The 23,241-nt window shown below is 41.9% G+C and carries 18 protein-coding genes; 6 read left to right on the top strand and 12 right to left on the bottom strand.

What is annotated here, in order from left to right; genetic code table 11:
- The first annotated feature begins 9 nt into the window (after positions 1-9).
- On the top strand, positions 10-855 hold the full coding sequence (locus H6G26_RS14535) for a class I SAM-dependent methyltransferase (RefSeq protein ID WP_190729934.1): 846 nt from the start codon (positions 10-12) through the stop codon (positions 853-855).
- On the opposite strand, the gene H6G26_RS14530 is transcribed toward H6G26_RS14535, so the two are convergent.
- Both H6G26_RS14530 and H6G26_RS14525 read right to left on the bottom strand, forming a co-directional pair.
- Positions 830-3,136 carry a hypothetical protein gene (locus tag H6G26_RS14530; RefSeq protein WP_190729933.1) on the bottom strand — a complete coding sequence of 769 codons (2,307 nt, stop codon included), beginning with the start codon at positions 3,134-3,136 and terminating at the stop codon, positions 830-832. The genes H6G26_RS14535 and H6G26_RS14530 overlap by 26 nt on opposite strands.
- A 13-nt stretch (positions 3,137-3,149) precedes the next feature.
- Complete coding sequence (locus H6G26_RS14525; RefSeq protein WP_190729932.1) at positions 3,150-5,381, bottom strand: hypothetical protein; 2,232 nt, start codon at positions 5,379-5,381, stop codon at positions 3,150-3,152.
- 497 nt (positions 5,382-5,878) lie between these two features.
- On the opposite strand from H6G26_RS14525, the gene H6G26_RS14520 reads away from it, so the two are divergent.
- Positions 5,879-10,141 carry a DUF4347 domain-containing protein gene (locus H6G26_RS14520; protein ID WP_242053718.1) on the top strand — a complete coding sequence of 1,421 codons (4,263 nt, stop codon included), beginning with the start codon at positions 5,879-5,881 and terminating at the stop codon, positions 10,139-10,141.
- 119 nt (positions 10,142-10,260) lie between these two features.
- On the opposite strand, the gene rpiA is transcribed toward H6G26_RS14520, so the two are convergent.
- Complete coding sequence (gene rpiA, locus H6G26_RS14515; protein ID WP_190729931.1) at positions 10,261-10,968, bottom strand: ribose-5-phosphate isomerase RpiA; 708 nt, start codon at positions 10,966-10,968, stop codon at positions 10,261-10,263.
- A gap of 199 nt (positions 10,969-11,167) precedes the next feature.
- Here rpiA and H6G26_RS14510 point away from each other — a divergent pair, with 199 nt between their 5' ends.
- A complete protein-coding gene (locus H6G26_RS14510; RefSeq protein WP_190729930.1) occupies positions 11,168-11,647 on the top strand; it encodes a hypothetical protein in 480 nt (159 codons plus the stop codon).
- 154 nt (positions 11,648-11,801) lie between these two features.
- Complete coding sequence (locus H6G26_RS14505; RefSeq protein ID WP_190729929.1) at positions 11,802-12,479, top strand: S-layer homology domain-containing protein; 678 nt, start codon at positions 11,802-11,804, stop codon at positions 12,477-12,479.
- A 29-nt stretch (positions 12,480-12,508) separates the two neighbouring features.
- Here H6G26_RS14505 and H6G26_RS14500 read toward each other — a convergent pair whose 3' ends face one another.
- Complete coding sequence (locus H6G26_RS14500; RefSeq protein WP_190729928.1) at positions 12,509-13,750, bottom strand: hypothetical protein; 1,242 nt, start codon at positions 13,748-13,750, stop codon at positions 12,509-12,511.
- A 585-nt stretch (positions 13,751-14,335) separates the two neighbouring features.
- Between H6G26_RS14500 and H6G26_RS14495 the strand changes: the two genes are divergently transcribed.
- Positions 14,336-14,956: a CP12 domain-containing protein gene (locus tag H6G26_RS14495; protein ID WP_190729927.1), complete on the top strand. Its 621-nt coding sequence runs from the start codon at positions 14,336-14,338 to the stop codon at positions 14,954-14,956.
- Positions 14,957-15,038: 82 nt separating this feature from the next.
- Here H6G26_RS14495 and H6G26_RS14490 read toward each other — a convergent pair whose 3' ends face one another.
- From H6G26_RS14490 to H6G26_RS14455, 8 genes are all read right to left on the bottom strand, one after another.
- On the bottom strand, positions 15,039-16,154 hold the full coding sequence (locus tag H6G26_RS14490; protein ID WP_190729967.1) for an LptF/LptG family permease: 1,116 nt from the start codon (positions 16,152-16,154) through the stop codon (positions 15,039-15,041).
- Positions 16,155-16,369: 215 nt separating this feature from the next.
- On the bottom strand, positions 16,370-17,098 hold the full coding sequence (gene lptB / locus H6G26_RS14485; protein WP_190729926.1) for an LPS export ABC transporter ATP-binding protein: 729 nt from the start codon (positions 17,096-17,098) through the stop codon (positions 16,370-16,372).
- 28 nt (positions 17,099-17,126) lie between these two features.
- The gene (locus H6G26_RS14480) at positions 17,127-17,624 is read right to left on the bottom strand and encodes an LptA/OstA family protein (RefSeq protein ID WP_190729925.1); all 498 of its coding nucleotides are present in this window, start codon (positions 17,622-17,624) and stop codon (positions 17,127-17,129) included.
- Between the two features lie 258 nt (positions 17,625-17,882).
- A complete protein-coding gene (locus H6G26_RS14475) occupies positions 17,883-18,275 on the bottom strand; it encodes a DUF309 domain-containing protein (protein ID WP_190729924.1) in 393 nt (130 codons plus the stop codon).
- The gene (locus tag H6G26_RS14470; RefSeq protein ID WP_041565931.1) at positions 18,272-18,637 is read right to left on the bottom strand and encodes a ferredoxin thioredoxin reductase catalytic beta subunit; all 366 of its coding nucleotides are present in this window, start codon (positions 18,635-18,637) and stop codon (positions 18,272-18,274) included. Before H6G26_RS14470 ends, H6G26_RS14475 begins: the two co-directional genes overlap by 4 nt.
- 276 nt (positions 18,638-18,913) lie before the next feature.
- A complete protein-coding gene (locus H6G26_RS14465) occupies positions 18,914-20,077 on the bottom strand; it encodes a DUF58 domain-containing protein (RefSeq protein ID WP_190729923.1) in 1,164 nt (387 codons plus the stop codon).
- Between the two features lie 137 nt (positions 20,078-20,214).
- Complete coding sequence (map, locus tag H6G26_RS14460) at positions 20,215-21,000, bottom strand: type I methionyl aminopeptidase (RefSeq protein ID WP_190729922.1); 786 nt, start codon at positions 20,998-21,000, stop codon at positions 20,215-20,217.
- A gap of 10 nt (positions 21,001-21,010) precedes the next feature.
- The gene (locus H6G26_RS14455) at positions 21,011-22,021 is read right to left on the bottom strand and encodes a Gfo/Idh/MocA family oxidoreductase (RefSeq protein ID WP_190729921.1); all 1,011 of its coding nucleotides are present in this window, start codon (positions 22,019-22,021) and stop codon (positions 21,011-21,013) included.
- Positions 22,022-22,662: 641 nt separating this feature from the next.
- Here H6G26_RS14455 and H6G26_RS14450 point away from each other — a divergent pair.
- The gene (locus H6G26_RS14450) at positions 22,663-22,962 is read left to right on the top strand and encodes a ferredoxin (RefSeq protein ID WP_190729920.1); all 300 of its coding nucleotides are present in this window, start codon (positions 22,663-22,665) and stop codon (positions 22,960-22,962) included.
- Positions 22,963-23,241 lie beyond the last annotated feature (279 nt).

Here is a 23,241-nt window from a genome sequence, read left to right as displayed (position 1 = left end):
CAATAGATTATGAAAGACCTAAAACAAACAATAATCAACTACTCCAGCACAGACCTCGAACAGCGCAAAAATTGGTATTCCCCGGCAGCAGAAGCTTACAACAAGGCAAGACCCCGCTATCCTCAGGAGCTAATTAAGCAAGTTGTGGAAATTGCTCAACTCTCGACAGACTCCAAAATTCTAGAAGTTGGATGTGGGCCTGGAACTGCAACGGTAGCGATCGCTCCATTGGGTTGCTCTATAATCTGCTTAGAACCCAACCCAGATTTTTTCCACTTAGCTCAACAGAATTGTCAACCATATTCCAATGTAGAGATTCAGAATACATCGTTTGAAGAGTGGGAACTCAAGCCATTTGAATTTGATGCCGTTTTAGCAGCAAGTTCTTTTCATTGGATATCACCAGAAGTTGGTTATCCAAAAGCAGCAAATGCCTTACAAGATAATGGCTACCTAATTTTATTGTGGAACAAGGAACTTCAACCCAGCTACGAAGTGTATCAAAGTTTATCACAAGTCTATCAAGTACATACTCCATCTCTTGACCGATATGAAGACCAAAAAACTCAAGAATATATCTTGAGACAATTAGGAAATATGGCTATTGATTCGGGGAAATTCAAAGACTTGATATCAGGACAAGTTATATCAGAAGTAACCTACACTGCTGATGAATATTTAACACTTTTGACCACCTACTCGCCATATATAAAATTAGCTCCACATAACAAAGAACCTTTATTTTCGGGATTAAGACATTGCATAGAAGATGATTTTGGGGGCAGTCTGCAACTTTCATATATCTCTGCTTTTCACATCGCTCAAAAAGTTATCTCAGAGGTAAAGGACTTTTAAATGGACTACTGTTGGATGGAAGATTAGGCGCAAGTGGGTTAATACTAGGTGTAGGAGTAGGCTCTACTTTTTTGATGACTGTGATTGCAAATCCTCTTTCCTGAGATTGCTGTTTACCTGATATATCATTCACTAACAGTCCGATTCGAGGCGGAAAAGCTTGATTGACTGGAAGCTTTATTGAGCCAACTGGTTTAACATCATTGCCGTATGGTAGAAGTTTAACTTGAATATTTTCTCCCTCTACTCTCCAACTCAGAGTAGCAGATTCCCCTTCGTTGAAAACCAGATTCGGTTGCTCACTACCGTTGATTCTGAAAGAGACAATTTTAAATGGTTTCGGTAATATAGCAATTTTTGAATCAGTCTTTTTAGAACTAACTTTTTCACTTCCATTATTAGGAAAAGCTTTTATTTCAAAGGCAAAGTTCCCGGCTTTAATAGCTGGTATAGAAATATTTGTACATTGCATCTGTGTATTTTGTTGTTTACACAGTTTTTGAAGTTTAGGATCAGCAATATTACCTTGATTAAATTTATAAGTAATTGGTTCACTATAAGATGTACCGTCATCTGCACTGCCAGAAATTTGGATTTGTTCCAACAAAAATGGACGAGCAATTGTCCAGCTTAAAAAAATATTTTCACCTTTTGTATACTGTGGTTTATTTGCTTGGAAACTAACGACTTCCGCAATTTGCTTTTCAACTACCTCTACTTCGGTTGTTTGGTTGGCTACTTGGTTATTTCGAGAAAATAATTGTATACCATTCCGATAAGAAGCTTGTAAATCAAAAGTATAATTCCCTTTTGTTCTTACTCCAGTCTTAACATTGCTACAACTTAGTTCTTGTTTTTCTTTCACCTGACAAGGAGGTATTTCATTAGCACTTCCTTTGCCTAGTGTTTCAGGAATGCCATTGCTAAAGTCATAGGAAATAGGCTGAATGGATTGCGAACCTTTGCCTGTTAAAACCAACTTTTGTAACTGTTTATAATTGTGAATGTCCCAATTCAAAGTTACCTCATCACCTTCAGTAATTTGAGAGTTACTTGCACTAAAATTTTCTAATCTCAAAGGTTCGGGGTTTAAAATTCGCCAAATGATGAACCCTATCCCTCCTAGTAACCCCAAAAGTACCAAAAGTAACAGAATAAATTGCCACCAAGGACGGGGTTTCCATACCAAATTTCCTTGAGGCAATGTGTTAGGTAAAGGTAAATTTTGTTGATCTTTGATATCTAGTTGAAAGTTGACCACTAGCCCTGCACCAAACCACGGCCGTCGCCACCAAGGTCTGGGTTTGACTGTCAAATTAGCCACAGCGCTTCTATTAGGTAATAATCTTACCTCAGTCGGATCAAATTTGTAAGTATATAGTTCTTCTTCGTCTCGACTTTTTAAACTTAATATCAGTTCGCGGACAATATTACCCTGGTTAGCTAGTGATAATTCGTACTTGCCAAGACTACGGCTAACTTTTCCTAAAATAGTATTAAGTTCTATATCTAAGCGATAATTTGTCGGAATTTGGATGTACACCAAATCCAACAGCACTAAGTCTGGAGAGCTTTCTGAATACAAGCGGATTGTTGGAGAATAGCTTCCCGCAAGGGTATCTCCAGGTGGGTGAAATTTCAACAATATTTGACCTTGAGTACCAGGGTTGAGTTCTAGTGCCGTTACATCAGACACTAACCCTAAGCCCTCAAATCCAGTTGTAGGATAATTGATTGTAAACCAGTCATCATCTATATCTGGGCAACTCAACCGGAACCTGTCTACAAGATAAGAGCGATTGTCAACTATTACCTCCACTTGCAGAGGCTCACTAGGATTAAAAATTAGTGGCTTGTTGGGATTGGTGTTAGGTCTAATGGAAAATGTCGGGTCATTTGCCCGAATTGCAGTCTGTTCTTTTAGCAGAACCTTAATTTCATTTGGAAAGGTTATGGGAGTATCTTGTGGATAATGTAGAGGGGAATCTACGACTAATGTATAGTCATAGGTTCCTGGAAGAGCATTTGCAGCGATTTTAAACTCAAATGTTACTTCGTCGCTATTCTGTTGGGGAGCTAATGCTAAACTTTCTCTAGGAGAACTAGACCAGCCAGTTAAATTTTGAAATACTTCGTCAAAAACAAAATATAAGTCAATAACCGCACTCTGATCTCCCTGATTGATTACAACAACATAAAGTTGAATGGTATCTCCTGGCATCCCAAATTGAATTCCAGGTGGGTTGATAATAACTTGCAGTGGATTGAATTTAGCTTGCATCTGATCGACTCCCTTATTTGATGCGGTGTAGTTTGACCTGAAAATCTTCACCACCACTTACAATCATGGTTCCTTGATTAGTTTTCAAGTCGATATTATTGATCTTTTTAGAGCTTTGGTAAATTGTTTTACCTTCTGCTGCTTTTGTTTTATCGAGTTTATGTTCGGGGGTTAAATACCAAACCACCACTCGTCCATCATCGCCACCACTTACTAAGAGATTACCATCTTCACTAAATGCCAGACTACGCACAGATATTTTTGATGCTGACCATCGGTCTAGTGGTGAACAATTAAGTTCATTAAATTTTTCTTGTAGATTCGGATTTTTGAGAGTTTGGCATTGATTTAAATTCCAAATTGTAATGAATCCCGCAGAATCGGAAGTTGCTAGAATTTTTTCTGCTGAGTTAGGAACAAAAGCTAACCCCCAAATATAGTCTTCACGCCCAATTAATGGGTCTAGCTTTTCTAGATTTTGCACTGATAAATTTGGGAATTGTTTATCAGATTGAGTTAGATTCCACTGCCATAACATGAAACGCTTAAAGTTTCCGGAAATTACTAGAGTTTTTGCATCTGGGCTGAGATTTAATGCCCGGACTTGGAAACCTGATAGTTTCAATGTATTTTGTACATCGATCACTCGCGGTTCTGGTAGAAAATTACTGTTAGTCGCTAGTCTTGACCATACTCTAACTTTACCACTGCCATAACCACTGAATAAGTTAAGTGAGTTTGAGGTGAAAGCTAAATCAAAGACGCGATCGCCTTTTGCTTTATGATCTTTAAGGTCTTGAAGTTCACTGATCTTTTCACCTGAGGGTACATCTCTTAGTTCAATTACACCATTATCTAGACCAACAGCAGCACGATTATTTTGTACCGGCATGAAGCGTAAGACTTGTACTGCGTCATCGGTAATCGCCATCAAACCCTTGGGCTGTTGAGATTTATCACACGCAAGTCGCTCAGTGGATGTTACTGTATCATCGGGGTCTAAGCTATCAGCACCGATTCTCCAAAATCTTAAAGTGCAATCATCTGAACCACTAAGCACAGATGAGCCAATGCCACTAAAACGCACTGAATTTACAGAACGTGTATGCATTACACCTCTTGGTTGCAGTATCCATGCGAGGAGTGCAGCTAATAGTGCGATCGCAGCCAATTGTAACCATAAAGGTATGATTGGCAGAGTCTCTACTTCTAATGTCTGCGTAGCTGGGTCTGTACTCCCTAAACGTTGGTCAGATAATTCCGATTTAGCCTCTAATAGTAGAGTTTTGCCGATTCCTACCCAAGGACGTTTTGTTTTAACATCGAGGATAACTTTACTTGTTTCTCCTAGATGGAGATTAGCAATTTTGGGAAGCTTTTTAAAACTACATTTTCGCCAGTCTCTACCCTGTACTTGCACATTAATTTGCTGGTTGAGGTTGCTAGCATTTTTAAATAGTAATTCAAAAGAAGCTGTATCAGACTTCCAGTCAGGTAACCATGCTGATTTACTTGGAATTTTGAGATGTTTTTGTGTGATGGTAAAGTCTATAAAACCCACAGGCAAAACTTCTATGTTGCCTTCAGCACTAGTTGGATAACCATTATTGCTAACAGCTTCAATAGTAAAAGGATAATTTTGACTGGGCGCTTGCACAACAGAAGGAGGTTGGCATTGAAATATGGCTTCTGCTAAACCACCTGGATCTAAAGATAATCGCCGTTCTGTACTGCCAGTTAGCCAAGATGGATCAACGCCTGTAAAACGTAGTACTACCTCAGTCGGTTGTTGACCCAGGTTCCGCACCCGTACTGGTATATCCACAGAATTGCGAGGATAAACTTGGAACTCTCGCACAGGCAATTCTACACTTAAATGTGTTGGTCTATTGTCTCGCTCGATTTTTAGGCGCAGCACAAGTCTGCACTGTTGTGCTAATTGCGGTGAAAAAATCCTCACCATCAGATTGACAGTACCGATAAATCCCGGAATGGGTGTATTGAATACAAAGATTTGGAATATAGTACTACTGCCTGGTGGTTTAGCTGCTGCCACCTCTGGCTCAAGCTGATACCAGCGATATCCTGTATTCCGGGTTTCTCCTGCGGCGGCCATTTCTATCTGAAAATTGACAAAGCGATCGCTGTCATTATTGACAGTTACCTCAAAAGAAACAGGAGCATCACCTGGACGAAAAGTTAGGTTTTGAGTAGAAAGACTGGCATTAATAACACTTTTTTCCATATTATTACTTGTAATATTTTTTTAGATTCTGCATGATTAACATTATTAAAAAATTAATGTCTATTAAAACGTGGCAATAGTTATTTTTGTTTAAATATTTAACAGTTACATTTTTAAACATTTTGTAATACATATGTTAATTAATAGTATGAATTTGCAGAAAAGATATATATTTAAATAGAATTTCCTCCATTTTGGTACGATTTCCAACAAAATTGATAAACTAATTTATAGGTAAAAAATTTAAATTTTCAAGTTTAACCAGCATAAAATTGGGTTTTTGATTCCCATGCTATATGTAAGTTGCAAAGTCATGTAAAATTACATACTCATTATTGCTTTACAAAAGCATCAACTTGCTAGATGATAGCAACGAAAGGGAACATAATTAGTAAAAATATAGTATTTTTAACTATCGGTAGTTGTGTGAAAATCCTGTAATTACGCGGCTGGAGTCAGTTTGAGTTTCCCTCATCGCCTTAGCTCAAAGTAAAAAAATGACAACACTATATACCTCACACTTCCAAGTAAATTCCGCAACTTCCACCTCCTCTAGCCATAATTTAGTCTTTATTGACATGGCAGTCGAAGACTATAGCGATTTAGTCAATGGCGTGTTTGATAATACCCAAGTGTTCGTGCTTGACTCAACACAGAACGGTGTTGAAGAAATTACGAAAATTCTGACGAGTTGCAATCGCCCGAATTTGACTAATATTCATATTGTGTGCCACGCTGCCCCAGGTTACTTGCAATTGGGCAACACCCATTTAGGACTCGATACCCTCGACGAATATAGCCAGCAACTGCAACAATGGCAAAATATATTTTCAACCTCTGCTAAAAGCAATAACCCCTGGAACTTACTCATCTATGGTTGCAATGTGGCTTTGGGTGATGCGGGAGCAGAATTTATAAACAAACTGCACCAACTCACCGGAGCGAATATTGCCGCTTCTCGTCAGCGAATTGGTAATGCAGCATTAGGCGGCAACTGGGAGTTAGAAATCCGCACCGTTGATATGGAAGTGAGTTTGGTGTTTGCAGAAACGACGCGGCAGGCTTACGCAGGGGTACTGGCTACCTTCACAGTGAATAATACTGGAGACAAAGATGATGGCGATCCGAAAAACGGTCTCACGACACTCCGAGAGGCTATTAACTTAGCCAATGCTACTGCTGGGGGCGATACGATCGCCTTTGGAGGAATTTTTACTGATGCTACCCCGGATGTTATCACCCTGACTTCTGGGCAACTGACGATTACCGATGATCTGAGCATCTTGAGGACTGGGACATCTAAGCTTACTGTGAGTGGAAATAATGCCTCTACAGTATTCGAGATATCAGGACTAGCGACAGGTGTTACCATTGATGGCTTGGCGATCGCTAGCGGCGGTATTAAGGTTAATAGAACTTCCATCGTCAGCCTAGCTAAGACCAGCGTATCTGGTAATACAGCAGGAACTGGCATCTCTAATAGCGGCATCCTCAGTCTTGCTAACACTAGCGTCTTTGGCAATACGCAAGGCGGTATCTATAATGCTGGGACTCTTAGCTTAACGGGAAGCAGTGTTTATGGCAACACTGGGGGAAGCACGGTTTTTAATGGCAATGCCGGAGGCGGCATTTTTAATGACGCTTCCGTTGGTAAAACTGGTACTCTCAGCCTAATCAATAGCAGTGTCTCTGGCAATACGGCAAACTCCGGCGGTGGCATCTATAACCAAGGCGGCACTCTCAGCCTAACCAATAGCAGTGTCTCTGGCAATACGGCAACCTCTGGCGGTGGCATTTTTAACGGAAATGATGATGGTTATTCTTCCGGTTCAGCTACTTTAACTAACAGCACCATCTCTGGCAATACAGCGTTAGAAGATGGCGGTGGCATATACAATGACAGAGCCTACGTCGGTGACAACAGCCTTACCATAATCAGCACTACAATTAATAACAATACATCTGACTCAGATAGTAATGGTACTGGCAATGGCGGGGGTGTTTTTAGTTCCTCTGATTCCTCTGCTAACGTCAAGGTTAGTAACACCATCATTGCAGGCAACTTCGACAAGTCCACCTCTGGTGATATACACCCTGACGTGAGTGGTGGGCTGATTGACTCTGGCAATAACCTGATTGGCAATAATACTGGTAGCACTGCCTTTACCACCAGCACCCTCGTCGGCACAAGTGCTAACCCCATCAATCCCAAACTCGGACTGCTGCAAAATAATGGTGGTGCAACCTTTACCCAGGCGTTACTTGCGGGTAGCCCTGCTATTGATGCTGGCAAGAATTCCCTAGTTCCTAATGGTGTCACCACTGACCAACGCGGCGGTAGATTTAACCGGATATTCAACGGTGTTGTTGATATTGGTGCTTACGAAGTCCAGCCTCCCATCACCCCGCCACCTGTTAATGCTGGCACAGTGGTGACTAATACCAATGATTCTGGCTCAGGGTCATTACGACAGGCTATCCTCAATGCCAATGCGACTGTTGGGGCAGATACAATTACCTTTGCGGGCGTGTTCACCGATGCTACCCCAGATATCATCACCCTCACCTCTGGGAAACTAACCATTACCGATGATATTACCATTTTGGGAACTGGGGCATCTAACCTGATTGTGAGTGGGAATAATTCATCGGGCGTGTTCGAGATATCGCGTTCTGGGACAGATGCCAGCATTGATGGCTTGAAGATTGCTAATGCTAATGATCCCTTAGGCAGTATTTTGCTTAATAGCAATACCAGCCTTAGCTTGACTAACAGCACTATCTCTGACAATAAAGGGGAGGTAGGCGGCATCTTTAACAAAGGCACCCTCAGCCTGACTAACACCACTCTCTCTGGCAATAGTGGGTCATCCTTAGGCGGCGGTATTTTTAACAAAGGCAACCTTAGCCTAACTAACAGCACTGTCTCAAGCAATAATGCAAGCGTCAGTTTCAACACAGCCTATGGCGGCGGCATATTCAACGCAGGCAAAGTCAGTATAAAGAACAGCATTATCTCTAATAATGGTGCGTTCGCTAGCGGTCTTAATCGGGGAGGCCCTGACCCTTACCCATCTTACGGCGGTGGCATTTATAACTTAGGCTCTTTCGATATCACTAGCAGTACTATCTCTAATAATGGTGCCGCAGACGGCGGTGGCATCTTTAACTCAGGTACTTTTAAGCTGATTAACAGCACTATCTCTGATAATAGTGCATATTATACTGGCGGCGGCATCTTGAATAGCGGCACTCTCACCCTTACCAATGACACCATTACCAATAACATAGCAGAGGGCTTTAGCTATAACGGTGTTCTTGGCAACGGTGGGGGCGTTGTCAATAATGGCGGCACTGTTAACGTTGCCAATACCATCATTGCAGGCAACTCCTACACAGTTTATCCTGATGATCCCCGCGATATCGGTTTTTCCCGCGACGTTTCCGGTAACTTCACCGACGCTGGTAATAACCTAATTGGCGATCGCACTGGTAGCACTGGTTTTAGTGCCAAAAGCATCGTCGGCACCAGAACCAACCCCATTGAAGCAAAACTCAGCCCCCTGCAAAATAATGGTGGTACAACCTTTACTAATGCCTTACTTAGCGATAGTCCCGCTATTAATGCTGGCAATAATACTCTGATTCCCGCAGGTATCACCACCGACCAACGCGGCGCTGGATTTAACAGAATATCTAAGGGTACAGTTGATATCGGTGCATTAGAGTTTAACGGGCTGAATGGAACCAATGGCGCTGATAATTTAGTGGGCAAGAACTCCAATGACATAATTAACGCTCAAGCTGGGAACGATACCATCACAGGTAATCAAGGTAACGACATCCTAAGTGGTGGCGGCGGCAAAGATAAATTTGTTTACAACTTAGGTGACGATGTTGATATCATTACCGATTTCGGTGGGCTAGGTAAAGGCTTGAATCCATTAGCAGCAATCATCGCCGAAGTGGATACCCTGAAATTCCAAGGTGCTGGATTGACTGCCCAAAATCTACTACTCACCCAGAATGGTAACAATCTAGAAATCACCTTTGAAGGAGTAGCTGATGACAAAGTTATTCTGCAAAACTTTCCTTTGGAAAATCTAGAAAACGTATCGGCAGTAGGCAATATCCTGTTTAATGGGCAAACCAGCATTAGTGAAAGCTTTGATGTCTTCGATGCCAACTCTACCCAAAGCACCATCTCGAACAAAAACACAGTCACCTTTCTCAATGACCTGAACAACAATATCAATGGCTTTGACAACTCAGCAGATGTTATTAATGGTCAAGAGGGCGATGACCGCATCGACGGCAAGAGTGGCAACGACCTGCTGCGCGGTGGCGCTGGTAATGATACCCTGCTTGGTGGTGTTGGTAATGATACGCTGCTTGATGGTACAGGCCTTAATAGCCTGGTCGGAGGTACTGGTAATGACATCCTAATTAGCGGTAATTTGAGTGATACCCTGACTGGCAATAGCGGTAATGACCAGTTCATCTACCAAACCTTTAGCAATAGTGATACAATCACTGACTTTAATAAAAGCGAGGATAAGTTAATCCTTACTGATTTGTTTAAAAGTCAAGGCTACAGTAATAGCAATCCCATCTCAGATGGTTATCTACAGTTTGTGCAATCGGGTACTTCTACAGAAGTTCAATTTGCCTATTTTGGTGACAATAATTTTTATACCTTTGCAACTTTGAATAATTTCACTGCTACAAATTTGGTAGTTGGTACTAACGTCATCGTCTAGCGCTCAATTCTAGTCTATAGCGGCTTCGCACACTGGGGCGATGAAAACTTTGAACAGGAGCTATTGCTTAATTTTGGATTTTAGATGATCTAAAATCTAAAATCCAAAATCTATAAGTCTTACAGTTGCCGCACTAATGGCTGACCGTCTTTGACTTCACCAATCAAAACTAAATCGACACAGTTAACAAAAATACCATTTTCTAGAACGCCGGGAATATTATTCAATGTCTTTTCTAGGCTGACTGGATCTTCAATAGAGTCAAATCTGACATCTAAGACAAAGTTACCTTGATCAGTAATTACTGGGCCAGCTTTTTTAACACCCATGCGGAGTTCTGGTTTGCCACCAAGTTTTTTGATGGCATTGGTAACAGGAGTAATTGCCATTGGAATCACTTCCACAGGTACAGCGAAACTAGAACCTAAGCGGTCTACTAATTTACCACTATCTACCACGACGATGAACTGTTCTGCCAGGTAGTCTACGACTTTTTCGCGGGTATGTGCTGCACCACCGCCTTTAATCAAATTCTTTTGCGGATCGACTTCATCTGCGCCATCAATGGCAATATCAATGTGGTCAATAGCATCCAAAGTGGCGAGAGGTACACCGTATTGCTTCGCCAGTACTTCTGACTGAAATGAGGTAGGTATACCAATAATATCTTGGAGTTCACCAGACTTGAGGCGATCGCCTAAAAACTGAATTGTATACGCTGTCGTTGACCCCGTACCCAACCCCACAATAGAACCCGACTTTACCAGGGCTGCGGCGGCTTTGCCAACTTCTTGCTTCATCAACTTGACGGGATCTGTTGCTGTCATTCCGAAAGCTCCTAAAAAACTGACTATAGTCCATAGTCCATAGTAGTAGGCAGATAACGTCAAAAGATGAAAGGTAAAAAACAAGTTTTTACTGGTTTTTGCTTCCTTACTTAGGGACTTACAAAAAATAAAACATCCTAGTATCCGGAACAAAGGAGATGATCAATGTAATATTAATGTATATTAATATACGAGAAATATGAAAAGCTCGCAATATACTGAGCCTAATTTTGAGCAATTTTTTGCTAAGATTGCCCCGGAAGTAGCAAACACCTTCACGGAGGAGCAATTAGAAGCAATAAAAAAGGGTTTTGCCTCTCGTACTTGGACTCGTCATTCTTTAGACATAAGAGTTTCAGTGCCAATTCCGGGATTAAGGTTTTATGTGGTGTTGTTAGCAGGTCAAGAACGTCGCCCTAAAGTGCGTTTAAGCTCTGAAAAAGGTTTATATCCTTTTTGGACACCTGGGAATATCTTGTTTCTTATAGGATTTCTAATTATTATATTGGCTTGTAGCTACACTATATTTTCTTTTACAGTGTCTTCATTTACTCCCGTATCTAGCTCCAATTACCCTACTTCAATTCCTTGGATTTACGATAAATCAGAATGTGAACACACTGGTAGAATCTGGGATGATGGGAAGTGCTGGGATTCTGAACACAGCCCTAATTTTTAAAATTTATAGCTACACCCTACTTCGGGGGAGCAACATTGCCCAGTCTAAATTCGTCATTAGCTGAGTTACAGGTTATTAAAAACACTAAATTTTACGTTAACCTCAGTAACGTAGTTTTTTAAATTCACGTTAGCAGCTAAAAGTGATTATGGTGATGCGTCAGCTTTCAATTGCTCTATCTTTAGTGGCACTATTACAATTACCAGCAATTGCTCAGACCCAAGTGCCAGAAACTACTTCTGGAACCCCATCTGATTCGATTCAACAAGTAACTGCTGTCAAATGGATGACAAACTTTTCCGATGGCAAGTTTTATCCAGAAAGGTTACTGAGTAGGGCTGAATTAGCGTCAATTATGGTAAAAGTATTTGGACTAAATAACAGGCAAGCTGTTAGCAAAGAAAATTTAGTTATTCCAGATGTTTCTCGTTCTCATTGGGCATTTAATGATATACAGACAGTCTTAAAAACTGACATCATGAAAGGCTATCGGGGCAATCAATTTTTCCCTAACCAAAGAGTGACAAGGGCTGAAGCTCTTGCTATTTTCGCTCAGGCTTACGGTGTATTTCAGTTTCCCGATGAGGCTGTTAATGAAATTCTGGCTTCATACCCAGATGAAAAGTCTATCCCAGCTTGGGCTAGAAAAGCGATCGCTACAGTAGCTACTGAAGGATTTCTCAATACAGATGCTCAAGGTAATATTTCCCCATTACGACCCGTTACCCGTGGAGATATGGCTTATGTATTGAGTAGATATTTACAACGACAACAGCAACAACCTGAAACACCAGAAGTTCCGATTATTCCAAATAGCCCACAATCACCTTAGCTAGACTTTACTCAATCAAGTCCTTAAACTCACCTTTGACCCGATTCTCTATACCTATCTCTAATCTGGCGAAGATATAAGGAATTAGATTGTGTTGGTTGCTGCAACCCATAATTTCCATAATTAGATTGTGGTGGTTGCGTTGGTTGCTGCAACCCATAATTTCCATAATTAGATTGTGGTGGTTGCGTTGGTTGCTGCAACCCATAATTTCCATATCCTACAGGGTTTGTGGGAGTGACAACACTTTGACTCGGAATCTGGCTAGAGTAAGGTGCAATATTATTTGGGGGCGTTAATGGTGCTACATTAGGCACTACCTGACCATTATTTAAATTACTGTAGGGATTTTGTGGTAAATTCGTACCCGTTGATGTATAACCTGTACCAGTATTTAAACCATTACTAGGCAATACCTGACCGTTATTTAAATTACTGTAGGGATTTTGCTGTAAGTTCGTACCCGTTGACGTGTAGCCTGTCCCAGTAGTTAACCCACCATTTGGTAGAGAATTCTGACTGGATAAGCTGTTAATGGGTGGCATTAACGTTGTTCCTGGTTCAGAGACTCGACCCAAGGCATTTGTCTGAGTTACAGTCCCATTGAAGGTAGAAAACTTCTGGTTTGTGGATTGGTTGAGTGCTGCTTGCAGAGGGCTAATGGAGACAGAATTTTGATTCTTATTGGTTTGATTAGCGAATCCACTTCCTGGGCTAGAAGATGTTTGTTCTGCCCCTGTTGGTTCAGATGCCGTAGTTAAGGTCTTAAGACCTGAAAACTGGTTATTACGATCAAGCATGCCAGTCCGCAATAAATTTTCTGTTTGTACAACAAAAGGATTTTGCACAGCTGGGGAGGTTCCACCATTAATAGCTAAACCAGGATTTAATTTGGTATCAGTAGCAGGCTTTTGTTTATTAATGACAGCCTCTAATGAGTTTTGGCTATTTCCTTCAGTATTTTCCTTGGGGTTATTTGCCGTTCCTGAAGGAATTGGTTGCTGAAAGTCATTAAATAAAACTGGCAGGTTATCAATATCTGCTGCAATGGCTCTGTTTTCTTCTGACAGTGAAGAATCAACAGGGTTTTGTGAAGCGACTTGGTTTTTTTGCTTATAAACGAAAATATTTGGGTTTGACCAGTATTCCCAAGTTGTTAACCCTACTACTGATAAAAAAATTGCAGTGCCCCAAAAACCAGGTCGCCCTAGATTCCATAACCTGGCTTTGAGATAGCGTAAGTAGGCGGGGGGATAATGACGATTTGGCATGGGATTGGTTATTGAAATTTACTCGAAATCGGTAAAACTTGACGCAAGTTGAAGGCGTTGCTGTTTAATTCTTTTGCTTTTTCCAACAGGAAGTATTTTAACTGAAGTTGGATATTAACTTTCATCCTAACTTCTCTATGAGTTATTAGTCATTTCCAATAGACATATACTAGTCAAAAATTTACTTTTTAGCGGCTGGAGTTCTTTGACCAAAGAGGCAAGGGAGCAGGGTAGAAAGATTCTGAAATTCCCCTGCAATCGAGGGTTTTAGCAGCCCTACATTTATTTATGGAGTTCTCCCCCTTGCTCCCTGCTTGACTTCGGCTACGCTCAGTAACCACCTGTCTCCTGTCCTCTTCGTTGAGGAGATTTTCTAGAAAGTTATGATAATTTATGATTATTTTTTGGGTATCGGTCACATTGGATAACATCAGGAGTTGACAACTGGTCTAATTTATTGTTGTGGCAAGACAAAAGTTCAACTTTTTTACTTTCTAGTTAGCAAACCGTGCGCTGCAATGCTTCGATACATACGCCTTTGAGGGCGCTGTGCTGCACCGTACTATTAACCAGGAGACTACAGCAATGATGAAAGCTGAAGATATCATGACTAAAAACGTAGTTACCATTCGTGGTTCGGCGACTGTTGCTGAAGCAGTGGGGCTGATGAAAGAAAAAAAACTACGGGCGCTAGTTGTAGATATTCGCCATGACAATGATGCCTATGGCATTGTCACAGAAACAGATATTGTTTATAAGGTAACAGCCTACGGTAAAGATCCAAAGCAAGTGTGGGTTTACGAAATTATGAGCAAGCCTTGCATTGTCGTAAATCCTGATTTGGGTGTGGAATATGTAGCGCGGTTATTTGCTAACACTGGTATTCATCGAGCACCTGTAATTCAAGGTAAGCTATTGGGCATCATCTCGATTACCGATATTTTGACCAAAAGCGACTTTGTGGAAGCGCCAAAAGCCCTACTGCTGGAGGAAAGAATTCAAAAAGCCATTGAGCAGTCTCGGTCTATTTGCACCGAACAAGGTGCTTATTCTAAAGCCTGTGCAGCCGCCTGGGATGAGGTAGAAGAACTTCAAGCAGAAGCAGCTCATCAAAAAGCTGAGGGGATGGTATCAGCCAAAGTCTCTTTTGAAGAATACTGTAAGGAAAACCCAGATGCACCGGAATGTCGAAATTATCATCCCTAATTGAAGTGTAAGGATGAAGAGAAAGGGGGCAAAAAGGCAGAACTAAATTTTTTCTGGGGGATTCATCCTGCCTTCTTTCTCCTTAACGTTTAGCAACTCGCATCAATAAGAATAGACCTATTCCTAAAAAAACAAAGTTGGGCAACCAAGCCCCCATAAAGGGAGAGAGGACACCTGCTTGCGCGATCGCACCGCTAATAAAGAAAATTAAGTAATACGAAAAAATAACAATAACACTAATCCCAAAGCTGGTTCCTCTCCCAGTTCGCTGGGGTATGCTTCCCATCACTGCACCTACCAAGCCAAAAACTACACATACAAAGGGTAGGGAGATTTTCTGTTGAATCCGTACTTGGAGTTTACGAATTTTTGCGCGATCGCCACCAAGATATTCTACTTCTAGTTGATCTAGTGATTCGGCGATATTCATCTCACCATAGTCGCGGCTTTTTTCTGCCAGACTTAACGGCGTGCGCGGTAGTTGTAGTTGCTGGTGTTCAAATCTGACGATGTTACGATAAGAGCGATCAGCAGCGACAAAATAGATGGTTCCATTGTAAAAATCCCAGACATTTTGAGAAGCATTCCACTGGGCAGATTCTGATACCACAATTTGATTCAGATTTTTTGTTGAACGATCTATAATCGTCAAACCTGACATCCGTTTACCATCAAATTGGTCGGCGTAAAATAAGCGTGTCAATATCCTATTCTTAGAGCCATCCTTCTGTGTAACATCCTGATACTCAGGATAGAAAATATTTTGCTGTTTGAAAGTTGGCTTGTCTGATTTGAGGGCTTTTTCTAAAGTCATCGCCGCTTGGTAATTTGCTGCTGGTGCAATTTGTTCGTTAAACACAAATGTCATTCCTGTAACCACAAGACTCAACATCACAGCAGTTAGCACCATGCGATAGACACTCACCCCACAGCCTCGCAGGGCAATTAGTTCGCTCTCGCTAGAAAGACGACTGTATGTCATCAAAGTCGCCAGCAGCGTAGACATGGGAAAGGCTAAAACAATAAAGTTGGGAAACTTTAACAAAAAAACCTGAATGGCAATGTCTATAGGTAGCCCAGATTCTACGATTTTTCTGACTAAATCAAATACAGCATCAATGGTGACACCAATTGATGAAAAAGCTCCGACACCAAAGAAAAACGGCGCTAACAATTCGCTGGCAAGATAGCGATCCATGATCGTAAAAGGCAGCAGCGAATGGAGGCTGTAGAAAGACGCAAACTTCTTTGATATCATAAGCAATTTGAAAATTCAAATATTAGTAACCCTGGCGAAGAAAAGTATATCTACTGTAATTAAAATTTGATTTTAAATAGCTGGAAATTAACTAATAAATTCATGTTTAAAGATGAACAATAGCCTTTAAAATTATGAACTAAAAAATTGTGAATTTAGACTTGGAAATTATCCCCTAAATAATATTGCCGCACAAGGGGATTACTGTAGAGTTCGTCAGCACCGCCAAAAGCGAGAATTTGTCCCTCGCGCATGATGTAGGCGCGATCGGTGATGGCTAGGGTTTCGCGGACATTATGATCTGTAATTAAGATTCCCATGCCGCGATCGCGCAGTTGGGCGACAATTTGCTGAATTTCTGAGACTGCGATCGGATCAACTCCCGCAAATGGTTCATCCAAAAGTAAAAATTTTGGCCCTTCTTGTCCAGCCGCTAAAGACCTTGCTAATTCCGTCCGTCGTCGCTCACCACCAGAAAGTTGAATTCCTTTGCTATTAGCTAATTTTTCCAACCGAAACTCCCGCAGTAAAGTTGTGAGTCGCCTTGACCACTCCCATCGTGGCACATTCGTTTGCTCTAGCACTAATAGAATATTATCCTGTACCGAGAGTTGGCGGAAAACGCTTGGTTCTTGTGCTAAATAGCCAATACCCAGTCGTGCCCTTTTGTGCATTGGCATTCCTGTAACGTCCACATTACCCAACCAAACTTTTCCTTGGTTGGGCTTTTCTAAACCTGTGGCAATATAAAATGTCGTTGTTTTACCAGCTCCATTGGGGCCTAGTAAACCAACGATTTCGCCCTGAGCAACAGAAAGATTGACACGATTGACAATTACTCGCTTGCCGTAAGATTTGTGAATATTCTCTAAAACAATTTTCATTGTTCGTGCCCTTTCTTGATGGGAGATGCTAATTAGAACGCCTCAAAGGTGGAGTCTGTGGGGCAGGTGTCGCCGATTGTCCACCATTATCTGATTCCTCGACCATGTAGATGGACTCTACCTGACGGTTGGATTGGGGTAAGGCAACAAATCGCCCTTCATCAATTAAATACGTTACCTTCTCAGCCCGTATACTGTTACCGCCCTGTTGCAAAATATAGACGTTGCCACTGAAATCAATTCGGCGTTCCTTACTAAAATACTGTGCTTGGGCAGATGTTGCCTGAAGCTGGCGAGAAGGATACAACATTTGCACGTTACCGCGAGCTGTGATTACTTGATTTTTGGCGTCATATTCTTGCACATCAGCGCGGATGGTAAGAGGGCGGTTTTCTCCAGATGTTTGTGCAGTAGCGGTTTGCACTTGGGTAGGGAAGGCAAAAGTGCCAAAGAGTGCAGCTGGCAGCATTAAAGCTAATCCAAAGCGACGCATCTGGGATATGGGCAATTGATAGCAGGGCATCATAGCAATTGGGGATTCAGGATTTCAGCTTGCATTCTAATTATCTCAAGTACTTTATCCAGATATGAAATATATAATCTGGAGTGATTTACGATAACTACTGGCTGAAATAGTGACGCTACCCCCAAACTCAAGGTTTCAGGAAATTGGCATTTAAGTGAAAATGAGTTAGGCACAATACCCTGCCAGAAGCCGCTTTGCGTCTACATAAATTGTGCCCACCAAGGATTTCGGACAACGCATAATTAATTTACCAGATGTTTAATCAGTAGACAGCACAATTTTGGGCAAAGATAAAACTTGATTTTCACCCAGATCACCAGATGTAATCTTATCTGGTCCTAGTTGTTGTAATGTCGCCAACAATGCTGCGCTCTGACTCAATAGCTCATCTACGTCAACGCCGCCGTAACTAGATGGGTAACGGCGTAAGCGATTACCGCCTTCTCCAAGTAGAATTACTGCACCTCGCCAGTTCCGATTTTCCAAATGATACAGCGCCACAGAAATTTGGAGAATACCTTGATAAAAGCTTTTTTCCGGTTCGCCAGCTTCAATCCACAAAGCCTCTAAAGTGTCATGGCAGGCGTAGAACTGACCAGAATTGAACTGTTCTACACCTTGCCAAAACTCTTGGGGGATGATTTCGCTCATCCCATGCTGTCTCGTACTTCTTTAATAGTTTCGAGAGAAATGTCTTGTTTTTCTCCAGCAAACTCGTTGTCAGGGGTGAGGAACAACATGCAATGACACTCTTTACGTTCTCTCATTGGCACACAGGGACAGTTCCAATACGTGGCATGAACTTCAGCTTCTTTATCTTCGTAATGGCGACAGGGACATAAAGGCGCACCTAGTTCATCTTTATGTTTGGCTAGTCCTTCAATCACAACTGCGGTAACTGAAGGTTCAGAACAGAAGTATGTTCCAGTCCGCTTGGCGTATTGTTCGGAAAAATGCCGCATTGCCTCTAGACTCTTATCGCTGGATTTTGTGTTATGTTCTGATGTGATCATGTGGATCGGTCGCTCATAATTTAAATATTTCTTTGCATTGTACCTCAGCCTCATGTGGGGATTACTGGGTGAATTTCCCCAACCTTACCCGTCCAAATTGTTTTACCTTTGCTCAAAGGCTGATATATCCGGTGTGATGGGATCAGACAAAAGCTAAGAAATCACAGAAGCTTAACTTGAATGGGGCATGGGGCGTGGGTAACGTGAGTTCAATGAACTTCTCCCTCTCCGACACGGAGAGGGGTTGGGGGAGAGGTCAAATAAGACTTGTCGAACTCACGTTAAATGTAATGTTTTTTGGAGTTGGGGTTGCAGTGGGCGATCGCTTTGCAAAACTATACCAGGGCGTTCCCAATTGATTACCTCTTGTTCTCCTGGTGAGAAAATATTTGACCACAAAACCCAGCGACTGCCTTGAGGAAGAGTAGCAACACTCAGGGGGTTTTGAGTCAGCCAAATTAAAGGATAGTTTTTAGGAACTACTGAACTAGCATCTTCTAGGGCTGTAGTTGCTGCTAAGGTTTCTAAAACATAGGCATCGCCTTTGATTAAATCTGTCAATGCTGTCCATAGTTGCACCTGTAATTGCTGTTGCTGTGCATAAAAGTACAGTGATGCTGCGGCAATTACTGCTTGTTCAAAGTTTTCTTCTTCCCAATTACTAGCGCTGTCAAGAGCAATAACTATCTCTTGTCCACCTGTCACCATTTCTAACTCCCGCACCCTTAATTCTCCATAGCGGGCGCTAGTCCGCCAGTGAATCAGACGAGTAGGATCTCCTAGACGATAAGGACGGAGCGATCGCACCAATCCCGTTGTCGCTGTCTGCAAGGGTCTACCACGAGGATCGCCCCTTTTGCTCTCTTCTTGTCCCATTTCGTCTACTAGGGGGCAGGTAGCCAAGGGTAACACTGTAGGATAGACGATCGCTGTAGCAGCACAATCACGCTGACGGCGACACCAAAACAACCCCAAAGGCGCACCAGAACCTAGTTCGACTGTATGCCAACGATAAACGCCCCGGCGCTGGGTAGGGTGGTAATATATCCAACGGTAACTACCTTGGCTAGGAATTGTTTCGATTGCCTTTTGTACTGGTTTACCTAAGACGAAGGGTAATATATCTTCGATTTGCAATAAGCTTACAGGCTGCTGTGTCTGATTGCGGATTTCTAATTCCACAGTTAGATCATCACCGGCTGACACAGGTTGCATGGGACGACGGGTGATCGATAGACCTGTGAGCGATCGCGGCGGTAAGATGGCTGCTACACCCAAAAGGGCAAAACTAATGCCGCTAATGGCGTACAGCCAACCAGCCATCGTATTGATACCTGCTCCAAAAAAACAAATAGCCGTAGCTGCTAGTACCCAACCGCCGTATGCAGGGGCACAAGCACGAGTTTCTAACCAATTAGTGATGGGTCTGATAATTTTCATGTTTCTTTTTTAACCCAACACCACCCGAAATTCACAGTATTTCAGGGGTTTACCCAAAAAGCCATAATAGTAGTTCTTACAAAGCTTCAAGCAATTTGAAGGGTGTTAGGTTCAGGTATAGATGAGCCTTCTTGTTATTATACAGCCCAGTAATTTTTGCCTTCTGGTAGAGTGAGAATTTCAACGCCATCTTCAGTTACAGCTAAGGTATGCTCACATTGAGCAGAAAGCTTGCGATCGCGCGTTACAGCAGTCCACTTATCAGCCAGAACCTCAACTTCGTAAGTGCCTTCGTTAATCATTGGCTCAATAGTAAAAACCATTCCTGGTCTGAGGCGCTTGCCCTTACCGCGTGTGCCATAGTGGGGAACATCCGGCGCAGTATGGAAAATATTACTAATACCGTGTCCAACAAAATCTCGCACTACAGAAAAGCCTTGCCCTTCAGCATACTCTTGAATAGCTGCACCAATATCTCCAATACGTGCCCCAGGTTTAACTTCAGCAATACCCAAGCGCAAACACTCTTCTGTTACCTCTACCAGCTTTCTCGTTTTTGGCGAAGGGGTACCGACAAAGAATGTCTTAGATGTATCGCCGTGATAACCTTCAAGAATCGGCGTTACATCAATATTAATGATGTCACCTTCCTTAAGGATTTGCTTGGCATTGGGAATGCCATGACAAATTACCTCATTTACACTGGTGCAAATCGATTTAGGATAGCCCTTATAGCCAAGGGGTGCGCTTTTCGCTCCATGCGCTTGCGTCCAACGTTCGGCTTCATCATTTAATTCAAGAGTGCTAACCCCTGGCTTCACAAACGGTTCGAGATGCTGGAGAAGTTTAGCTGCTAAACGTCCAGCTTGCCGCATTTTGTCTAATTCTCGTTGGGATAAAATAACAATTAGTTCGGTTTTCATTAACTTTTATCTAGATATTTTTCATAAACATAGTTAACCCTGTCTTTGCAGCTCTTTGTGCAGCTTCAGCAACCTTTAGGGTATACAAGCTTTCCTCTGGGGTAACGTATAAAGGAGTACCATCAAAAAGATGGTCTAACACCATACTCGTGTCTTTGGCGAACAAACCCCGGCGAGGGCCAACTTCTATAGGTGTTGTTTCCCCTGGCTGGATGAAAATTCCTGTGTCACCATCAAAAATTAAACCACCTTTTTCTCCGTGAACTTCAAACTTGCGTTCTGATTGCCAAATACTTTCACCTTTGCCGTAGACTACTTGAGCTAAAAGCCCACTGTCAAAGGAGAGTTCACTAGTGCAGAAACAGCTTTGGTAGTATTCTGGTTCTATTTGCCCATATCGCTGGTGACAGTTAACTGTAAATACTTTACCAAATAAATCTGTAAGACGATGTATGCGAGACAAAGCGCCAATTAAAGGAAAACCGAATAAATCGTGGTTATAAGTCCATTTGCGGGGTGCAGGATGCTGGGGATTGATGGTGCTGTAACGAACATAAAACACTTCACCAATTTTGGCTAAGTTTTGCTTCAAGGCTTGATGCAAACCACCCAAAAGTTCTAGGTGTTCAACGTGCAGGAGTTTTTGTTGTGCTTTGGCTAAGGCAATCAATTCTTCAGCTTCGACTACATCCAACGAAAGAGGATACTCTACAATCACATCTTTGCCGTTGCTAAGTGCTGCACGAGCGATCGCACCATGATCTCGATTAATAGTGCAAATCACGACTAGGTCTATATCTTGCCGCTCTACTAGCTCTTGCCAAGAACTCAACGCCTCAATCTCGTACTCTTTGGCAAAGGTTTCTGTTTTTTCTGCGGTATGACCAACAGCTGCTATTAACTGCGATCGCGATCGCTCATTATCAAGCAATGCCTTAGCTCGAAACTTTGCCGCATACCCAGTACCCACCAAACCTACACGCACTCTTGCTTTTTCCAAAGCTGCTTCTGAATTATACATGATCCTGACTAGTTCTGTTTTTGATTCTTTCACGCTTCAAGTGGTGAAATTCTCTCTTTATGGGGAATCGAATGACTTCACCAGTTTAGACTCTACAACATTCGTACTAGGGCGTGTTTTCAAAACTATAATCACGAAAGCATGGAGGCGTTCACAATCATGGCTGTATAATTAGCAACCAGTTTTTCAGATTGGTTAGATGGCGGTTGCACTTAAATTCACGGAGTTGCTACGGTGTTTTTTAGATTACTAACTCAAAGCTTATTTCTCGCTCATAATATTGAGAAAATCTCTACTTGAGCGAATGAAGCAGCCATGATTTTTAAGGGAAGTTCACGATCTCTTCTACGTAAGTGCTACAAAAAATCGGTGGTATTAATACTATTCATATTTTGTATCTATTAAGATAAGTTTTTCTAATTACATCCCTACTAGGGCAGTAAATAATATAAATAAAACTTATCGGGATTAAGTAACTAAATTTCATTACTAATCGGGTTCAATTTCCAGTTACATAATTTAATTTTTCTCGTAGTATCAGAATTGAAGCAAATTTGAACCAACGGCTAATCCCACAGAATAGCCGTAACCTTTGCCTAAAGATAACTTATACTACCGTTTGCAAAAGAGAGGATTACTCAATGCCAAGTTATAAAGTAACGCTAATCAACGAGGCCGAAGGACTGAACACAACCCTTGACGTTGATGACGATACTTATATTCTAGACGCTGCCGAAGAAGCTGGTCTTGACCTACCCTATTCTTGCCGCGCTGGTGCTTGCTCGACCTGTGCAGGTAAACTCGTAAAGGGTACTGTTGATCAGGGTGACCAGTCATTCTTAGATGACGATCAAATAGAAGCTGGATATGTACTGACCTGTGTCGCTTACCCTACCTCTGACCTGACAATCGAAACTCATAAAGAAGAAGAACTCTACTAAGAGTTAAGTCCCTCAACAATAAATCTCTTGCAAGAGTTACTAACGTTGAAAAAATAGAAGCACCGCATATAGTGTCAATGCCCTTTCAATGCAGTGTCTATAAAGCGACTTTGACAAAAAGCCTAATTTTATGTTGAGCAAGAACACAGGAAATTTTGTGTTCCTGCTTGATTTTTTGATCATGGAGTTTCCCCACTGCGAGGGTCGTGGCAGCAGGAAAACACACCAGCTTCTTACAGACAGGCTATTTTGCGTTGGAAGAAGACCGCGCTGCCTCCC

It is taken from the genome of Nostoc sp. FACHB-888, assembly GCF_014696655.1.
Classification (GTDB): Bacteria; Cyanobacteriota; Cyanobacteriia; order Cyanobacteriales; family Nostocaceae; genus Nostoc.
Note: the sequence above shows the minus strand (reverse complement) of the source record. Positions and strands in the feature narration are given on the sequence as shown.